Source organism: Enterococcus sp. PF1-24, assembly GCF_029893325.1.
Taxonomy (GTDB): Bacteria; Bacillota; Bacilli; order Lactobacillales; family Enterococcaceae; genus HY326.
In genome coordinates this window covers 113981-129327 of the sequence record NZ_JARXWL010000002.1, presented here as the reverse complement: position 1 = coordinate 129327, position 15347 = coordinate 113981, and the positions used below count along the sequence as shown (strand labels likewise).

15 protein-coding genes, 1 pseudogene and 2 riboswitches are annotated in these 15347 nt (G+C 32.6%); of the genes and pseudogenes, 3 read left to right on the top strand and 13 right to left on the bottom strand.

Features of this window, described 5'->3' with window-relative positions; genetic code table 11:
* Positions 1-23 precede the first annotated feature (23 nt).
* The 6 genes from nikC to M2139_RS01630 all read right to left on the bottom strand — a co-directional run bounded on the left by nikC (position 24) and on the right by M2139_RS01630 (position 5955).
* On the bottom strand, positions 24-854 hold the full coding sequence (gene nikC, locus M2139_RS01655) for a nickel transporter permease (protein WP_280736947.1): 831 nt from the start codon (positions 852-854) through the stop codon (positions 24-26).
* A complete protein-coding gene (gene nikB / locus M2139_RS01650; protein ID WP_280736948.1) occupies positions 851-1792 on the bottom strand; it encodes a nickel ABC transporter permease in 942 nt (313 codons plus the stop codon). The genes nikC and nikB overlap by 4 nt, the downstream gene beginning before the upstream one ends.
* 138 nt (positions 1793-1930) lie before the next feature.
* Positions 1931-2098, bottom strand: a riboswitch (cobalamin riboswitch).
* Between the two features lie 301 nt (positions 2099-2399).
* Entirely contained in the window at positions 2400-2909 is a 510-nt protein-coding gene (locus M2139_RS01645; RefSeq protein WP_280736949.1) for a QueT transporter family protein, read from the bottom strand.
* A riboswitch (PreQ1 riboswitch) is annotated at positions 2907-3008 on the bottom strand. Its footprint overlaps the gene before it by 3 nt.
* A gap of 21 nt (positions 3009-3029) precedes the next feature.
* The gene (locus tag M2139_RS01640) at positions 3030-3776 is read right to left on the bottom strand and encodes a 3-oxoacyl-ACP reductase (protein WP_280736950.1); all 747 of its coding nucleotides are present in this window, start codon (positions 3774-3776) and stop codon (positions 3030-3032) included.
* Positions 3776-3997: a DUF2829 domain-containing protein gene (locus tag M2139_RS01635; RefSeq protein ID WP_280736951.1), complete on the bottom strand. Its 222-nt coding sequence runs from the start codon at positions 3995-3997 to the stop codon at positions 3776-3778. The genes M2139_RS01640 and M2139_RS01635 overlap by 1 nt, the downstream gene beginning before the upstream one ends.
* A 95-nt stretch (positions 3998-4092) precedes the next feature.
* Positions 4093-5955: an Ig-like domain-containing protein gene (locus tag M2139_RS01630; RefSeq protein ID WP_280736952.1), complete on the bottom strand. Its 1863-nt coding sequence runs from the start codon at positions 5953-5955 to the stop codon at positions 4093-4095.
* 466 nt (positions 5956-6421) lie between these two features.
* Between M2139_RS01630 and M2139_RS01625 the strand changes: the two genes are divergently transcribed.
* Positions 6422-6826 carry a hypothetical protein gene (locus M2139_RS01625; protein WP_280736953.1) on the top strand — a complete coding sequence of 135 codons (405 nt, stop codon included), beginning with the start codon at positions 6422-6424 and terminating at the stop codon, positions 6824-6826.
* Positions 6827-6875: 49 nt separating this feature from the next.
* Here the strand turns inward: M2139_RS01625 and M2139_RS01620 are convergent, their stop codons facing one another.
* Positions 6876-8210: an FAD-dependent oxidoreductase gene (locus M2139_RS01620; RefSeq protein ID WP_280737086.1), complete on the bottom strand. Its 1335-nt coding sequence runs from the start codon at positions 8208-8210 to the stop codon at positions 6876-6878.
* A 545-nt stretch (positions 8211-8755) separates the two neighbouring features.
* The gene (locus M2139_RS01615; RefSeq protein WP_280736954.1) at positions 8756-9355 is read right to left on the bottom strand and encodes a hypothetical protein; all 600 of its coding nucleotides are present in this window, start codon (positions 9353-9355) and stop codon (positions 8756-8758) included.
* Between the two features lie 471 nt (positions 9356-9826).
* On the opposite strand from M2139_RS01615, the gene M2139_RS01610 reads away from it, so the two are divergent.
* Positions 9827-10192 carry a MerR family transcriptional regulator gene (locus M2139_RS01610; RefSeq protein WP_280736955.1) on the top strand — a complete coding sequence of 122 codons (366 nt, stop codon included), beginning with the start codon at positions 9827-9829 and terminating at the stop codon, positions 10190-10192.
* Between the two features lie 111 nt (positions 10193-10303).
* Positions 10304-11117 (top strand): annotated as a pseudogene (locus tag M2139_RS01605) (SDR family NAD(P)-dependent oxidoreductase).
* A 341-nt stretch (positions 11118-11458) separates the two neighbouring features.
* Here M2139_RS01605 and M2139_RS01600 read toward each other — a convergent pair.
* The 5 genes from M2139_RS01600 to M2139_RS01580 all read right to left on the bottom strand — a co-directional run bounded on the left by M2139_RS01600 (position 11459) and on the right by M2139_RS01580 (position 15347).
* Positions 11459-11905 carry a hypothetical protein gene (locus tag M2139_RS01600; RefSeq protein WP_280736956.1) on the bottom strand — a complete coding sequence of 149 codons (447 nt, stop codon included), beginning with the start codon at positions 11903-11905 and terminating at the stop codon, positions 11459-11461.
* A 497-nt stretch (positions 11906-12402) separates the two neighbouring features.
* Positions 12403-13233, bottom strand: a complete 831-nt coding sequence (locus M2139_RS01595) for a hypothetical protein (protein WP_280736957.1) — start codon at positions 13231-13233, stop codon at positions 12403-12405.
* A 35-nt stretch (positions 13234-13268) separates the two neighbouring features.
* Complete coding sequence (locus M2139_RS01590; protein ID WP_280736958.1) at positions 13269-13871, bottom strand: hypothetical protein; 603 nt, start codon at positions 13869-13871, stop codon at positions 13269-13271.
* Between the two features lie 67 nt (positions 13872-13938).
* Entirely contained in the window at positions 13939-14520 is a 582-nt protein-coding gene (locus M2139_RS01585) for a hypothetical protein (RefSeq protein ID WP_280736959.1), read from the bottom strand.
* A 200-nt stretch (positions 14521-14720) separates the two neighbouring features.
* A complete protein-coding gene (locus M2139_RS01580) occupies positions 14721-15347 on the bottom strand; it encodes a hypothetical protein (RefSeq protein ID WP_280736960.1) in 627 nt (208 codons plus the stop codon).

Below are 15347 nucleotides of genomic sequence, written 5' to 3'. Positions count from 1 at the left end.
ATCCTCATTTCTCACACTATTATTTACTGCTCTCTTTTAGGATTTAGCAAATCGCCAACGCTATCTCCCAAAAGATTAAATGCCACGACTACAAAAACGATTGCTAAACCTGGATAAATCATCAACCACGGAGCTGTTTGTAAATACGTTCGCCCTTCATTTAACATCAAGCTCCACTCTGGCGTTGGTGCCTGAGCTCCGAATCCCAAAAAAGAAAGTGCTGCGATTTCTAACATCAACGTACCAATATCCGTTACCGCCGTCACTACCATAACAGGTAAAATATTAGGTAAGAGATAGCGAAAAATCATTTTAGCATCTCTAACACCGGTTACGATTGCTGCCTCAATGAACAGACTTGTTTTCATTTTTAAAACTAAACTTCTAGAAAGACGAGCATATTTCGTCCAACTAACCGCCGTAATCGCAATTACTGCATTCATCAAATTAGGTCCTAAAACACCAGCAATCGCAATCGCCAAAACCAAGCCAGGAAAAGATATCATCATATCAGCGATTCGCATAATTAAGCTATCCAGCCAGCCACCAAAATAACCGCTAATCATTCCAATAAGCGTCCCCATAAAAAAGATTGTTCCTACCATGATTAAGGTTGCGCCTAATGAAGTTCGCGTACCAAAGATCACTCGTGATAAAATATCTCGCCCTAATTTGTCAGTACCTAACCTATTCACATTATCAGGTGCATATAAAGATTTTGACATCACCGCTTCAAGTGGATCAAAAGGCGCAATTTGTTTTGCAAAAATCGCTATACAAATAATAAGAAAAACCAGCAATATTGAAAAACAAAACTGTTTATTTTTCTTAATAAACTGACTAATTGAAATCAATGTCTTTCCTCCCGCCTCCTAGGATCAATCAATGGATAAGATAAGTCTACTGCTAAATTAATCAACATATATAATAAAGATATCATCAAGACATATCCTTGAATTAGTGGAAAATCACGACAAGCAATCGCTCTCACTGCCATATTACCTAAACCCGGCCAATTATAAATAATTTCAACGACTGCAGTTCCACCTAATAAGCTCCCTAAAGATAACCCTAAAATCGTTACTAATGGCAATAAAACATTAGGTAACACATGTCGCCATAAAATTTTTCTTTCACTAATTCCGCGTAATCTAGCTCCTATTACATACTCTTTACTTAACTCCTCAATCACAGCAATCCTTATTTGACGGGTATACTTAGCCGCCATCGCTAACGCTAAAGTCAAAGCAGGCAAAATCAAGCCTCTAAAACCAGTATCTCCTCCAGAAACTCTCACCCAACCAAGATTAACTCCAAAAAATCGCAGAAAAACTAAACCAAGCCAAAAGCTGGGAATTGAAATGCCGATAAAAGAAAAGCCACGAATAAAATAGTCTAGCCATTTATTTTGATAAATAGCTGATAAAATACCAAAAGGAATCGCAATCGCTAACATAATAATTAACGAAGTAATAGCCAAGGAAAGCGTTGGGAAAAAACAGCTAATCAATTTTTGAACTACTGGAATTTTGAAAGCATAGCTTTGACCCATATCACCAGTTACTACCCCTTTTAGCCAGCTACCATATTGCACTAAAAAAGGGCGATCTAATCCTAAATCTGCTCGTGCCTTCGCTAACAATTCTGGCGTTGGAATATTACCACATTCCGTTAACATAATTTCAGCAGGATCGCCTGGTGAAAGATAAACTAATGAAAAAGTTAAAAAGCTGATACCAAATAGTACAATCAAAATATGTAATAATCGTTGATTTTTCTTTAAAATCTTCATATTTTTCTCCCTATATAAACTTAGAAACGATAAAAAAATTCCTCAAACTCATCAAAAATGAATTTAAGGAATTTATGCATCTCAAAATAAACCTTTTAGGGTTCAATGATTTACAATAAAAAATTTTCCCAATCCAATTTCCTATACGCATTTTAATCTAGGTATCCTGACTTTGCTTCATCCTACTCTCATGCCTTCCCGTTAAGTGGCATTTTTGATTTCGTCTGCGTATACAGTAGAAAGGGGCTGCTGAGGATTCTCACCTCATTCCCTATGATTATTATGCAATTATTATTTTTTCTTTATTGTAAGCTATTTCAAATGGAAAAACAGTACTTTTAAAGATAAGAACAAAATTGTTATAATAATCCAAAACAATTAGCATTATTTTGTTATTTAATGGGGATACCCCCCATCTCTATTCTGATTAATATTGCTTAATTTTATATGTTAAAATAAATTTATTTAATAAAAAAATGTTTTTTATTTTTCTAGTATAATAATATATCGATATAAAAAAGCACAGCTAACAATTTCTGCTAGCTGTGCTAAATTTCTATTTCATTTGCTATAACAATCCTTTAATTTACTTATAGCAAAATTTTATTTATTCAGTTAAATCAATTCGTTCTCCTACAAAATAGATAATAAGTCCACCAATCGTCATTGAAAGTAATTCGCCAATAGCAATCAGCCACCAGTTCTCAAAAAAAGGTGCATCAAATAATATTTTTAATTGTCCGGCAACCGTAAACATTGAAATTGCAAATATGATTGCGGTCAAAACCATTTTTAGTTTTAAAGACTGGATATTTTTTGTTGCCCAGCGGCTAAATTGCAACACTAAAAACGTGCAGATACTCCCGACAACTACATCCATCAAACCATTAGGGGAAGCCAGATTGGCAATCAATACACCGATGGTTACTGCCCATACATAGCGCTTGTTATACAATGCCAAATAATTGAACATTTCTGACAAGCGTATTTGTACCGCGCCAAAACTAATAACTGACAATAAAACAGTTAAGGCAACGTACAAACTAGCTACTAAGGCGATTTTGGTGATTTCTGCTGTTGTCCAGTGAGTCACTGAACGTGATTCTTGATTATTCATTTTTTTCTCTCCTTTGCAAGACAGGGTCTTGGTCATAACTGCGGCCAAAGGATTGAAGTGCCGCAGTGGTGGTTTACCACCGTTAATAAGCATAACAGAAAGAAAAATTTTTTCAAGAATTTATTTTAGTAGCCAGCCACCATCAATTGGCACGATATTCCCCTGTAAATAACTAGACTTTTCGCTAGCTAAAAATAAAGTTAACTCCGCAACCTCTTGTGGCTGTGCCCAACGTTTCACTGGCGTCTCTTCAGCAACCCACTTAGCCATCGCTCCGTCGCCAGCAAAATCAGCTGCATTCATTGGTGTTTTTATCGCGCCTGGGGCAATTCCGTTAACATGGATTCCTTCAGCCGCATAATCTAGCGCTAACTGTTTTGTAAAACCAGCAATCGCATGCTTGGCAGTCGTATAAGCAATACCGCCACCGCCAGCAACTAACCCAGCAATCGAAGCCATATTGATGATTGTGCCAGCTTTTCTATCTAACATATTCGGCAATACCGCTTTGGTTAAATAAAACATACTATCTAAATTAGTTGATAGAATTTTATGCCACAATTGCTCATCTGTTTCTATTAAAGGTTTATACTCATCTAAAATACCAGCTGTATTCAGTAAAATTTCCACCTTGCCAAAAATTTTTTCACAAATGTTTACTGCTGCCTGGCAATTTTCCGCAATACTTAAATCACCAGAAAAAGTAGCAAAATTCTCTGAATATTCATTGCCTAAATCACCAAAATCCGCTTGAATATCTACTGCAAACACTTTGGCACCAGCTTTCAAAAAGGCTTCTGCTTGTGCATAACCAATTCCTGAAGCTGCACCCGTTACTAGTACGACTTTATTTTCAAATTCCTTCATTATTCTACTACTTTCCAATCATCAGCTAAAATATCACAAACCGTTGGTGCAAAACTTGAAAAACCTTCATCAGCAGTTTTAATCAAAAAGTAAGGTGTCACTGGACAGCCATCATAGTTTTCATCTTGAACTAAAGTCACATACATTTCAAAACCACCCCAACCTTCACGAATAATTTTTGCTCCTTGTTTTAATTTTGGTAAAATTTCTTCAAAGCTCATTTCATCTTCCTCGCAATCATTTATATATGTAGAAAAACGGAGTGGATTTCTCCACTCCGAAAAGATACTATCTTTATAATATTATTTTGGTGCGTTTACACACCATACCAACCGATTCCTTCGTCTCTCCAACCTAAGTTAAGTAGGTTTTTGTGTTCATCAAGAACAGTTGTGTAGTTGTGGTTCCCAGTTTTAGCATTCGGATTGTAAGAACGGTATAATGCTACTGATTTATTAACATCAGAGTACCAACCGATTCCTTCATATTCCCAACCAGTAAACACTAAGTTATCTCTTTCAACAACATTTAATGTGTAATGGTGATCGCCAGAATTAGGATTGTACATCCGGTAAACGGCTGCGCCTTTTTCAGGTGCATACCAACCAATACCTTCATATCTCCAACCATAATCAACTAAAACATTTTTCTCATCAGGGTTAGCTGTGTAGAAATGTTCGCCGCTGTTTGGATTGTACATACGTAACATTGCAACTGATTTTTCAATTACAGGTTCTTCTTTTTTCACATTAACAATACAAGTGCCAATTTTATTACCATCTTTAGTAGTTGCTGTAATTAAAGCATAGCCAGCTTTTTTAGCGGTAACTAAACCTTTTGAAGAAACAGTTGCTACTTCAGGTGTATCACTTGACCATGTATATGTTTGGTTTGAAGCATTAGCTGGTGAAATTGTTGCATCTAATAATTGAGTATCACCAATTTTCATTTCTTTTGTTTTTGGTGTAACCTTAATAGATTCAACACTGATAATTTTTGGACCTACTTTAACAACTGCAGTACCAGTCTTACCGCCATCTTCAGTAGTAACTGTGATAGTTGCTACTCCTTCAGCAATAGCAGTCACTTTACCAGTTTCATCTACTTTAGCAATTTTTTCATCTGAAGAAGACCATTTTACATTTTTATTAGCTGCATCTTCAGGACTTACCGTTGCTTCAAATTTTTCTGTTTGACCGATTGGTAACTCACGATAAGAAGGAGTCACAGTTACATCATTTGCATGAACTGTTCTATTTTTCACAGTAATTGTAGCTTTAGCTTCAATTGCTGTACCATCTTGAGTCACTGCAGTAATAACTGCTGTTCCAGCTTTTTTAGTTTTTATTAAACCAGTGTTTGCATCAACAGTAACAATATCTACATTGTTACTTGACCATTTCAAATCTCTATTTGACGGATTTGAAGGAGTAAATTCTGGTAATAATTGCCATTCTTCATCTACAAATAATTCTTTTGCATCGGGATGAATTTTCAATTTACTAACTTTAACATCTTCAGCACCACCACTTGAATCATTTTCCTGTTTAGAGATATCAAACACTATAAATGGAAATGTTGCTGTAATTCCAAATGAAATTACAATCCCATTCTTAATATCCGTAGCACCTAATATTGTCAAAATTGAATTCACTATAAAATCAATAACCACATCTGTAATCTCACCGATACCAGCAGCGCCTGGAATCAAAGAAACAATAGTTTTAATTAACCCTTTAAGCAAGCCTGTTGAACCATTAAGAATTAAATCACATATGCTTTGACTCAAATAAAGTTTAACTACAGTACCTTCAAAAATAATCCCTGTAACGCCACCAGCTGGAACTGCTACCCTCGCAGATTTTGGTGTTATTAATAACATATTTCCTTCAGCACTAACAACAAAATCATTACCAATTTCTTTTTGGGTTTCTGCAACGTAAGCTTCAGTTACTTCTAATTCTCCAGAATCAGTTTTTTCTAAATATCCTTCTTCTAGAAAATTATCAATAATTTTTTTCGATTCAAACCCTTTCAAGACTTCATTAAGTTCCTCATTATCTTTTTGTGCCATAATTTCTGCTGATGGTTCATTGGCCAAAGCAACGACACTTGGTGCAAAGGCGCCGCTAAGTAGTAATACCGAACATGATAACAAACCTAACTTTTTCAATTTCATGATAACACTTCCTTACTAAATTTTATTGTATGATGTTAAAAATCACTTTTAAATGGTCATTTACTCAGTACCTTTTGAGTCATTGATTTTGATATTTTATAAATCAATTAGCCAAGATATTTTATAAGTACACACCACAAGTTAATTCTATCAAATATTGAACAATTTTAGAAGATATTCCAGTAAATTTTTTTCATTATTTTTGTTTTTTTTTGATTTTTTAAAATTAAAGGGCTTTCTGTTGTTCCAAATATTTAAAACTTAGCCAGATTTCTAAAAATAAGATTGACACGCTTTGAAAAATATTTCATAATGAAGTTTAGTTGCTCAAAATGTGTGATTACAAATTTTAAACTGATTTTAGCAATTGTTGATCACTATTTTAAGCTAGAATATTTACCTTTTTTCAATAAATGAGGTAATCTTTTTATAATAAGTAATCAATTTAAAGAAATGGAGATTTATGATGAAGAAAACAGTATCCTTATTTGTCTTAAGCTTATTTTTATTATTGGCAGGTTGTAGTGGTAATTCACTAGAAGCATCCTCTTTTGATAAAGTTGAAGAAGGTATGAAAGAAGAAAAAGTGGTTGAAGTTTTAGGTAAACCTAGTAAAACTCTTTCTAAACAAGAAGAAATCGCAACGGTTCTGTTGGATGAGTTTAATGCTTCTATGAGAGAATTAAACGGCCTTGAATCAGGTGATAAAAACTATAAAGCAGTAGAAGACAAAATTAAAGCTATTGCTAACTTACAAAACTACAATGACTTAGGTTCTGAAGTTAAAGTTTTACAGTACGAATATAAAGCTGACAAAGAAGAAATCACTGAAAATTTAGTATTTTATAAAGATGAACTAATCAGTAAATAATGAAAAGAACTCCCTCAAGTAAATTCTTGAGGGGGTTCTTTTTATCTTATTATTCAGCGCTTAAAGCTGCCATTGTAATATAGTTATAAGGTTGATTGAAGTGTGGTAAGAAGAAAATATCTAATAGTTTCAACTTATCAATCGTTACGCCTTCTTCAATTGCCAATGAGAACATATGGATGCCCATTGAAATATCTTCTGTAGACGCAATTTGTGTACCTACAACTCGGCGAGAACTTTCTTCGTAAACAATCCGAATTTTAACATTAGCATTATTTTTCATAAAGCCTGGTCTTTGTAAGTCTTCGTAGTCTGTAAATTTAACTTTCATGCCGCTTTTTTCAGCTGCTTTTACAGATAAACCAGTTGAAACCATGTTGTATCCAAAAATTGAAATACCGTTTGAACCTTGAACACCGATTGATTCTAATGGTGTGCCGCCAATATTATGACCGGCTACGATACCTGAACGAACAGCGTTAGTTGCTAAAGCAATATAAGCTTCTTCTCTTAAAGCATTAGAGTAAACTGTTGCGCAATCCCCTACTGCATAAACATCTGGGTCACTAGTATGTTGATGACGGTCAACTAAGTAAGCACCATTTTTGAATAGTTTCAAATGATCTTTACCTAAAAGATTGTTTGGACCGAAACCAATCGCATTGATTACTAAATCAACTGGGTATTCCCCTTTATCAGTAACTAAAGTTTCAACATGGTCAACGCCTTTATAAGCTGTTGCTAATTCACCGAAATGCAATTCAATGCCATGTTCTGCTAAATTTTTATCCATATCTTTAGAGAAATGTTCATCGTAGTAGCTTGCTAATGAAGTTGTTTCTGCATCGAATAAACGGACTTCTTTACCACGGCGTTTTGCTGCTTCGGCAATTTCTACACCGATATAGCCGGCACCGATAACCGCTACACTTTTCACAGCTGGATCGCTGATTTGACGATCAACTTCTAAACCTTCTTGGAATAATTTTAAGAAGTTAACCCCTTTTAAATCTTTACCAGGAATATTTGGAGAAATTGGTGCTGAACCTGTTGCTAAAACTAATTTGTCATATGATTCAGTAAAAGTTGAACCATCTTTTTTCTCACAATAAAGGACTTTATTATCAAAGTCGACTTTTGTTACTGAAGTTTCCATGCTAATTTTAGCACCTTTTGCTTCAAAAGCTTCTTTATTAGTATAGAAAAGATTTTCGTAGCCTTCAATTTGACGGCCTACCCAAAGCGCAGTTCCACAACCTAAGTAACTTAGGTTCGTATTACGATCAATCATGACAACTTCCTGATCAGGATAGCTATCTAACAAAGTGTTCGCTGCAGCAATACCTGCATGGTTGGTTCCTACAATTACAGTTTTCAAAGAAATTCCCTCCTGTGTTTGGTAGCGGAAAATATTAGCAAAGGTTCCACCAATATTTACGGCTAAGTTAATTTGCAAAGTTATAAATTTTTTATGATAAAAATCACGAATTAAATAATCGTGAAATCGTTCACTTTTACAACTTGATTGCTTCTTATTTCACTAATAGTATACCGCAAAAAATTACCTTTGTTTATTCGTTTTTTTATCGAAAACGAAAAATTTTTGAGAAAAACTATCGATTTTGTAGCTAAAATCACAATTGTACAACCTTAATTTCATAGATTTTTCAACTGTCTAAAGTATCATTATAGCAGTTTATCATAAATCAACGCAACTTATATGCTCACGTTAAAAAAATGACAATCAAACTTTGCGACTTATGACTTTTTTCACAAACAATCACCAAAATTAAATAACAAAAAAACATCTATCCCGGACATTTTAACAAAGAAAGCTAACGCTTAAAGATTTTCTGTTATTGTCATAGATAGAAAAAACGCCTAAAATAAAATTTTTAGGCGTTACACTTTTTTATTAATTTAAAATAATTACTTGGTAACTTCTGTTTGACTATCTTCTGTTACTACAAAGTCTTCAGTTGTATCCTCAGTACTCTCTTCAGGTTTTTCTTCCTCAACTACATTTCCTAAAGCAATACCATACCACGCAAAACCTTCATCTTTCCATCCAAGTTTTACTAAGTATTTTTGTTCAAGCTTATTAGTTGTATAGTTGTGGCTACTCGCTTTCGCGTTAGGATTGTAAGCACGATATAATGGAACTGTTTTATGCGGGTCAGAATACCAGCCAACCCCTTCATTAATCCAGCCTTTATCAATTAAAACATTGCGCTCTTCTAAATTTGTTGTGTAATGATGGTCGCCAGTGTTAGCGTTATATAGGCGATAAACTTTATCCCCAGTTGCAGGCGCATACCAACCAATACCTTCATATTTCCAACCAGTTGCTACCAATTTATTTTTTTCCGCTACATTTGCAGTATAGAAATGTTCCCCAGTGCTTTTATTGTATAAGCGATGCATTTCTACGACTGGTGCCTGACTCGTTGCTTCAACTGCTTGATTCACGCCAATCAACACCATCCCTAAAGTCATACAGCCTAATATCATTTTTGTTTCTTTTTTCATCCTTGAAATCCCCATTTCTTCCTATATTTCTTTTACACTTAAACACTTATTACTTGCTATACCTGTCCCCTATTGTTACTGCCGTCATCTCCTATTGCTAAATTTTCTCTACTCAGCTAATTTTTCAATGAGTACAAAAATCAGACTATGCCACTCAAAAAAACGCTTTCTATTTTTCAAGCAACAATCCGCCTAATTTTAATAAACAATAAACAATAATTAACAACTTCCAGTTTAAAATTTCCCCAAAATCAAAACCTGAAATTTTTCCTGCTAATATCTTCTATTTCTAAATAATTATAACATAAAAATGAGAAAAAGTAGATAGTTTCTAATCTATAAATCAAGAAATAATCATCTTTAATAGCTGCTCAGCTAATAAATTAAATCACTAATTTTTATTTATCTTAAACTAGCTTTTAATGTTATGATAAATTAGCATCTAATAATTAATCATTAAGGAGATAAATTATGAATTATAGCATCGGAAAATTTGCTGAACTATCTGGTTTTTCAATTGATACGCTCCGTTATTACGAAAAAGAGAGTCTGATTATTCCTAAGCGTGATGCTAACAATCGCAGAGTTTTCACGGAGCAAGATATTATTTGGATGGATTTTATCAAAAAACTGAAATTGACAGGTATGAAATTGAAAGACATCAAAGTTTACGCCCAATTACGCTATCAAGGTGATGAAACTATCTCAGAGCGCTTAGAATTACTATTAAAACAAGCTACAATTTTACTTGAACAGAAAAATGAAATTGATAACCATCTTGATTTTCTTCAAAAGAAAATCAGGATTTATAAAGAGATGTTAGCTGAAAAAAAATGAGTTGAAATCAAAAGATTTCAGCTCATTTTTTATTTTCTTCCTTGACATTGAGTATACTCCAGCATGTAATCTATCACATATATCCCAACCATAAATTAGGAGGCAATCACAATGTCAAAAGAAAAATATACCGTTATCACTGGCGCTAGTTCTGGAATTGGTTATGAAGCAGCGAAAGCATTTGCTGCAAGACGAAAAAATTTAATTCTTATCGCTAAAAGAAAAAAATAAGCTTCAACAATTAAAAGATGAAATTTTGCAAAATCAAGCTGATATTAAGGTACTTATTTTGCCATTTGACTTAACAATTAAGAAGAATGTCTATCAAGTATTTTCTGATTTAGAGAAATATGAACTTGAAACGTGGATTAATAACGCTGGTTTTGGTATGTATGGGGATGTTAGTACAAATCAGTTGGCGAAAATCGAAGCCATGCTTCAGCTAAACATTGAAGCCTTAACTATTTTTTCAACACTATTTGTTAAAAAATATAATGATACAGTTGGTACGCAATTAATTAATATCCCGTCGGCTGGTGGATATACTCTTGTTCCAACTGCTGTTGTTTACTGTGGAACAAAATTTTTCGTTAGTGCTTTTACAGAAGGTTTGGCGCAAGAGTTAATTCAAACTGGGGCAAAAATGAAAGCCAAAGTCTTAGCACCTGCTGCTACCAAAACTGAATTCGGTCAGATTGCCAATAATCTTACTACTTATGATTACGATCAAGCTTTTCAAAAATATCATACTAGCAAAGAAATCGCTGAACTTTTGCTACAACTATATGATAGTGATTATTCAGTTGGTCACGTCAATCGTGAAAGCTTTACTTTTGAATTAACAGATAATCGTTTACCTTATGCAGGTCAATCCAAAAATAATCAAAGCCAATATTGTTCTCCAGAAGAAGAAAAACAATATTGACTGTAATGGTGTTCATTTAATAAATTACTTGCCGATAACAACTACAGAGTATTTATAACTAATACCACTCTGCAAACGGCACATTCCGTAACTGACTATTTCGTCAAGATTCAAAACTTGTAACTCTGCAATGCAGTGGCTTGATTAAATTTTTCTTGATACCCTTTGGCATTACAAGCTTCATTTATTTTAATATTTTTCATTTTGCTAGTTCGCCTTTTAGACTTAGTTATATCTTTAGTCTAAAAGGACGAACACAATAAAAATAGTTATAAAAACGTAAGAAAAAAACCGTTAAAGAGCATTAAGCTATTATTTACTTTAATAACATTTACTTATCGCTAATCTAAATTCAATATACTAATTCGTTGTGGCTCATTTATAGGAATATTCAGTGAATAGCCTGCACTAGAAATAACATTTATGCTTCCGTTTGATGCTTCAGTTACTTTGATAAATGGATTTGATTCTTCAAAATAAAACACCCAAGTCAAGCTATCGTCATTATCCACATAGGAAATAAAACCCTCAGAACCAAAACTGCCCTCACCAACATATACAGTTCCGCGTAAATTCTTCAATATAACCTTATCTAAAGTATCTATATTTGTAATTTCATCACCACAGTACTGTTTGATAAAATCACTATCATTAAAATATTCTTTAAATTCAATGTTTGGCTTAGGAAAATATTTTACAATCATAGCTTGTGCCTGACCATTCTTGAAATATATACCGTCTTTAGTTGGTAAACATTCTTTTTCCCACAATTGTTGAATTTCACTCATTTTACTTCTCACCTATTTCTTTCTTACCCTGTAATTAATTATTTTTTTATTTGTATATTGTTTCTAAAAAAATAAAGTAGTTATCAGCTTATAAGATTTAGTTTTACTTAACACAGTATATTAGGCATTTAAATTTTCAATCGCTTCGTGGCACGAACAGATAGTAGTACTTCAGCGCCATCTATCATTTGAATCACACGATTCTTCTTATCTATCTTCTTTAGTGGCGTCGATACATACACTTATTCATTGATTTAACAACGTTTATAAGTCCTTTTTATCTTTTATTTTCTGTACATCTTAGACTAAAATACCTGTTTTTCAGCATTTCAGCAATTAATAAAATGATAAAAAATAAAATCTTTAGCTGATTTGTATTTCTTTAAATCTCTCTAGTTTTAAACTAAATGGCATTCAATATGGCATTCAAAAAATTCTCGTCTAACGTGGGGCGTTAGTATCATTTTGAATATTATAAAAGATATTTGGAGTTTGCTCTAATTCTCTTCATAAAACAATCCTTGAGATATTTCATCTCTTAAAACAGAAATCTTTTCTTTTATTTCCTCCACATCAGGCATATCTAAATTGCCGCCATGTTTATAGTTAAACTCATTTAGTTTTTTTGTAGCTCCTGCTTTACCAACTAAATCTTCATTACTTAGTTTAAAAAATTCATTTTCAGTTTCTTTTTCAACATATTTTTCATCAGATACTACTTTAATTAATAGTGAAGTTATATACATGGGTGGAATTATTCCATACTCAAAATGAAGGTCATCTTGATCGTCTACAAATATTAGAAAGAAATCAATAATTTGAGATTTAGGATTTGCTACTTTCTCGTAGTTCGCAGCCAGAGTGAAATTATATTTACCATTTTCAAAATCCGCTTTCTCAATTTCATAACTACTAATTTTATTGCTTTCGGTAAAATACGCAAAATATGCAACTTGCATTTTACCTCTTTCAATTTCTATATTTGCGTTCAAGTCGAAAACCCATTCGTTTTTTTCTTCTTTTTCTTCATTTCTAGAAAAATTAAAACTCGTATTTACCCGTAGTGGCTGCCCTTCTTGTGATATTCTATTTGCATTGAGAGCGAAAATAGCAGCAACTACAATACTAGCAATTGGAATAGCGAAATCTCGAAAAAATATTCCTACTTTACTCAATATGGTTATTTTTTCTTTTTTATTCAAACTTTCTAAAATTTTATTTATAGTATTTATGATTTCTTTCTGGTTTTCATCACTGTTCTTCATTTCTGTTTTTCTATTTTCTTTATTTGCTTTCTGTTTTTCTCTTTGAACTTCTTTTTTCCCCATTGCAATCACCTCAAATTCAATTTATAAATATTTTTTCAGTTACTGATTCTTAAATTATCTAGATATTCTCTAACTGCTTTTTCTATTTCTTGCTCTTTAATAGTAATTTTCTTTGGTAGCAATCTATGCAATTTTTCATATGTTTTACCACTAGAAAAAACATAGTTATTCTCAACCCACTGTTTAAAACAATCTGCTCTTTTATCACATAGATTAATAACTTCTGAGATTTTTATACTTACATTTTTTTGATAGAACGGAGAATATTTTCTTTTAGTATCAATCATTTCATTTCTTGCTTTTGCAAAAAATTCATATCGCTGCGCAAATCCTTTATTGTCCTCTTCACGATTTCCTGTGCTTTCCTTTCCTTCTTGTACTAGCTCAGAAGTCAATCGAATCATTTCAGACATTTTTGCAAATAATTCCAAATAAATATCAAATTCTTTTTGATATTGCATATTCGAAACAGTTGTTTTTGTTGATAAGACTGCCTTTAATTTTTCAATATCTTTTTGATAAACTGCTTCCCTTTTTTTTAAAGCTCTCACATTAAAAAAATCGTAGACACATTTTACAATAATTGCTATTAAGTTTGCTCCACCTATTAATTTGAAAATGTTTTCTGTTAACTCCATACCAATACCGCCTTTTTTTATTTTTTCACAATACATCGCTAACAACATTATAGATTATGTTTCGATTTTAGATTTTGCTAGTAATCACACCCAAGATAAAAGTTATAACCGGTGTAATAAGTTTTAAATAATCGTCTTTGGTTAGTTCGTTTTTAGCTGTCTTCATAGCTTTCAAAAGATAATTCCATATTATAAAACTATCCATTGCTACGAGAAATCCTAATGCGAGAACTGATATTATAGTATAAGCTTTATTAAAATTTGTTGTATTTGTTCCAAATAATTTTATAAATGGAATAAGCATAACTAAATTTACAAATGAGATGAACCCAGTTTCAAATCTTATAGTAAGTATGAATCCACAAAAAGAAAATATTGCTATTCCAAAAAAAGCAAGAACCCAGTTCACCATAAACCCAAATTCAATTTCGCTAAGTTCATTAACCGCTATATATGCTAACGATATAAAAAAAGTTACAACAAACATCAAAACCAAAAATAAATAGGTTTTAGGATCCTTAAATTTTTCTTTTAAAGAATCTTTTTTTGTTAGTTTAGTATCAATATATTTAACATTAAGCTTGTATACAACTTCTGCCAATTCATCTATATTACCTTCTACATGTGTATATTTCTTTTTATTATTCATAAATTTCTCCTTTTTATTAAAAATTTATCTTAATTATAACAAAAATTCTCTTTCTATAGGGCGTTAATTATTTCACACCCAATATATGCTATTATCTTTTTCCGAGTTTTTAATACTTAACTCAAGCCAATTTTGGATTCAGCTAATAAAAAAAATCCCCTAGTCGATTGATTAGGGGAGAAAATTGCTATTTAGTTCTATTAGTTACTTTCCAATTGAACAAATTCTTGCTCGATAGTAGTTAATTCATTTTCTAATGCCTTAATTACTAAATCTGCTGTGATTGTTGAATATTCATGATCCACTTGCATCGGGTCAGCTGCATCTAAAGAATCCATTCCTGAAATTGCTAAGTTTGCAAAATCATCATACACCTTCATGTAATAGCTATAGTCTTTCTCACTACTAAGCAACAACATTTTTTTGATAGTATCATTTCCACCGCCATAAAGACCGTATAGTCGGCGTAATACCAATGGATTATCCTTATATTTATCTATCTGTAGCTCTATTTCAGCATCTGACAAATCAATTTTTTCTAAATTGTTTAACGTTGCTTCATCTTCTGCACTAAGAGTCATGGTAAACTTGCCAGCTACAAAAACCTTCACACTTTCCTTAATATTAGCAAAAAGTTCGTTGTATTGTTGGCGTAGTCTTACAGAGTTTGTACGTTGGTTAGTGATTAATTCTGTTTGACGATCTGATTTAATTTTGGCATTGTATTCCTCAGCGGCTTCCATACCGGTTTTAAATTCTCGATCAATATCCTTTCTTTTTTGATAATAGTTCCCATACGTTGTAATCACTTGCTTAAATTCTTTCAT

Coding starts and splice junctions, on each gene's coding strand:
- nikB (WP_280736948.1), bottom strand. CDS start 1,792: ATGAAGATTTTAAAGAAAAATCAACGATTATTACATATTTTGATTGTA.
- M2139_RS01645 (WP_280736949.1), bottom strand. CDS start 2,909: ATGAATAATCAAGAATCACGTTCAGTGACTCACTGGACAACAGCAGAA.
- M2139_RS01640 (WP_280736950.1), bottom strand. CDS start 3,776: ATGAAGGAATTTGAAAATAAAGTCGTACTAGTAACGGGTGCAGCTTCA.
- M2139_RS01635 (WP_280736951.1), bottom strand. CDS start 3,997: ATGAGCTTTGAAGAAATTTTACCAAAATTAAAACAAGGAGCAAAAATT.
- M2139_RS01630 (WP_280736952.1), bottom strand. CDS start 5,955: ATGAAATTGAAAAAGTTAGGTTTGTTATCATGTTCGGTATTACTACTT.
- M2139_RS01625 (WP_280736953.1), top strand. CDS start 6,422: ATGAAGAAAACAGTATCCTTATTTGTCTTAAGCTTATTTTTATTATTG.
- M2139_RS01615 (WP_280736954.1), bottom strand. CDS start 9,355: ATGAAAAAAGAAACAAAAATGATATTAGGCTGTATGACTTTAGGGATG.
- M2139_RS01610 (WP_280736955.1), top strand. CDS start 9,827: ATGAATTATAGCATCGGAAAATTTGCTGAACTATCTGGTTTTTCAATT.
- M2139_RS01600 (WP_280736956.1), bottom strand. CDS start 11,905: ATGAGTGAAATTCAACAATTGTGGGAAAAAGAATGTTTACCAACTAAA.
- M2139_RS01595 (WP_280736957.1), bottom strand. CDS start 13,233: ATGGGGAAAAAAGAAGTTCAAAGAGAAAAACAGAAAGCAAATAAAGAA.
- M2139_RS01590 (WP_280736958.1), bottom strand. CDS start 13,871: ATGGAGTTAACAGAAAACATTTTCAAATTAATAGGTGGAGCAAACTTA.
- M2139_RS01585 (WP_280736959.1), bottom strand. CDS start 14,520: ATGAATAATAAAAAGAAATATACACATGTAGAAGGTAATATAGATGAA.
- M2139_RS01580 (WP_280736960.1), bottom strand. CDS start 15,347: ATGAAAGAATTTAAGCAAGTGATTACAACGTATGGGAACTATTATCAA.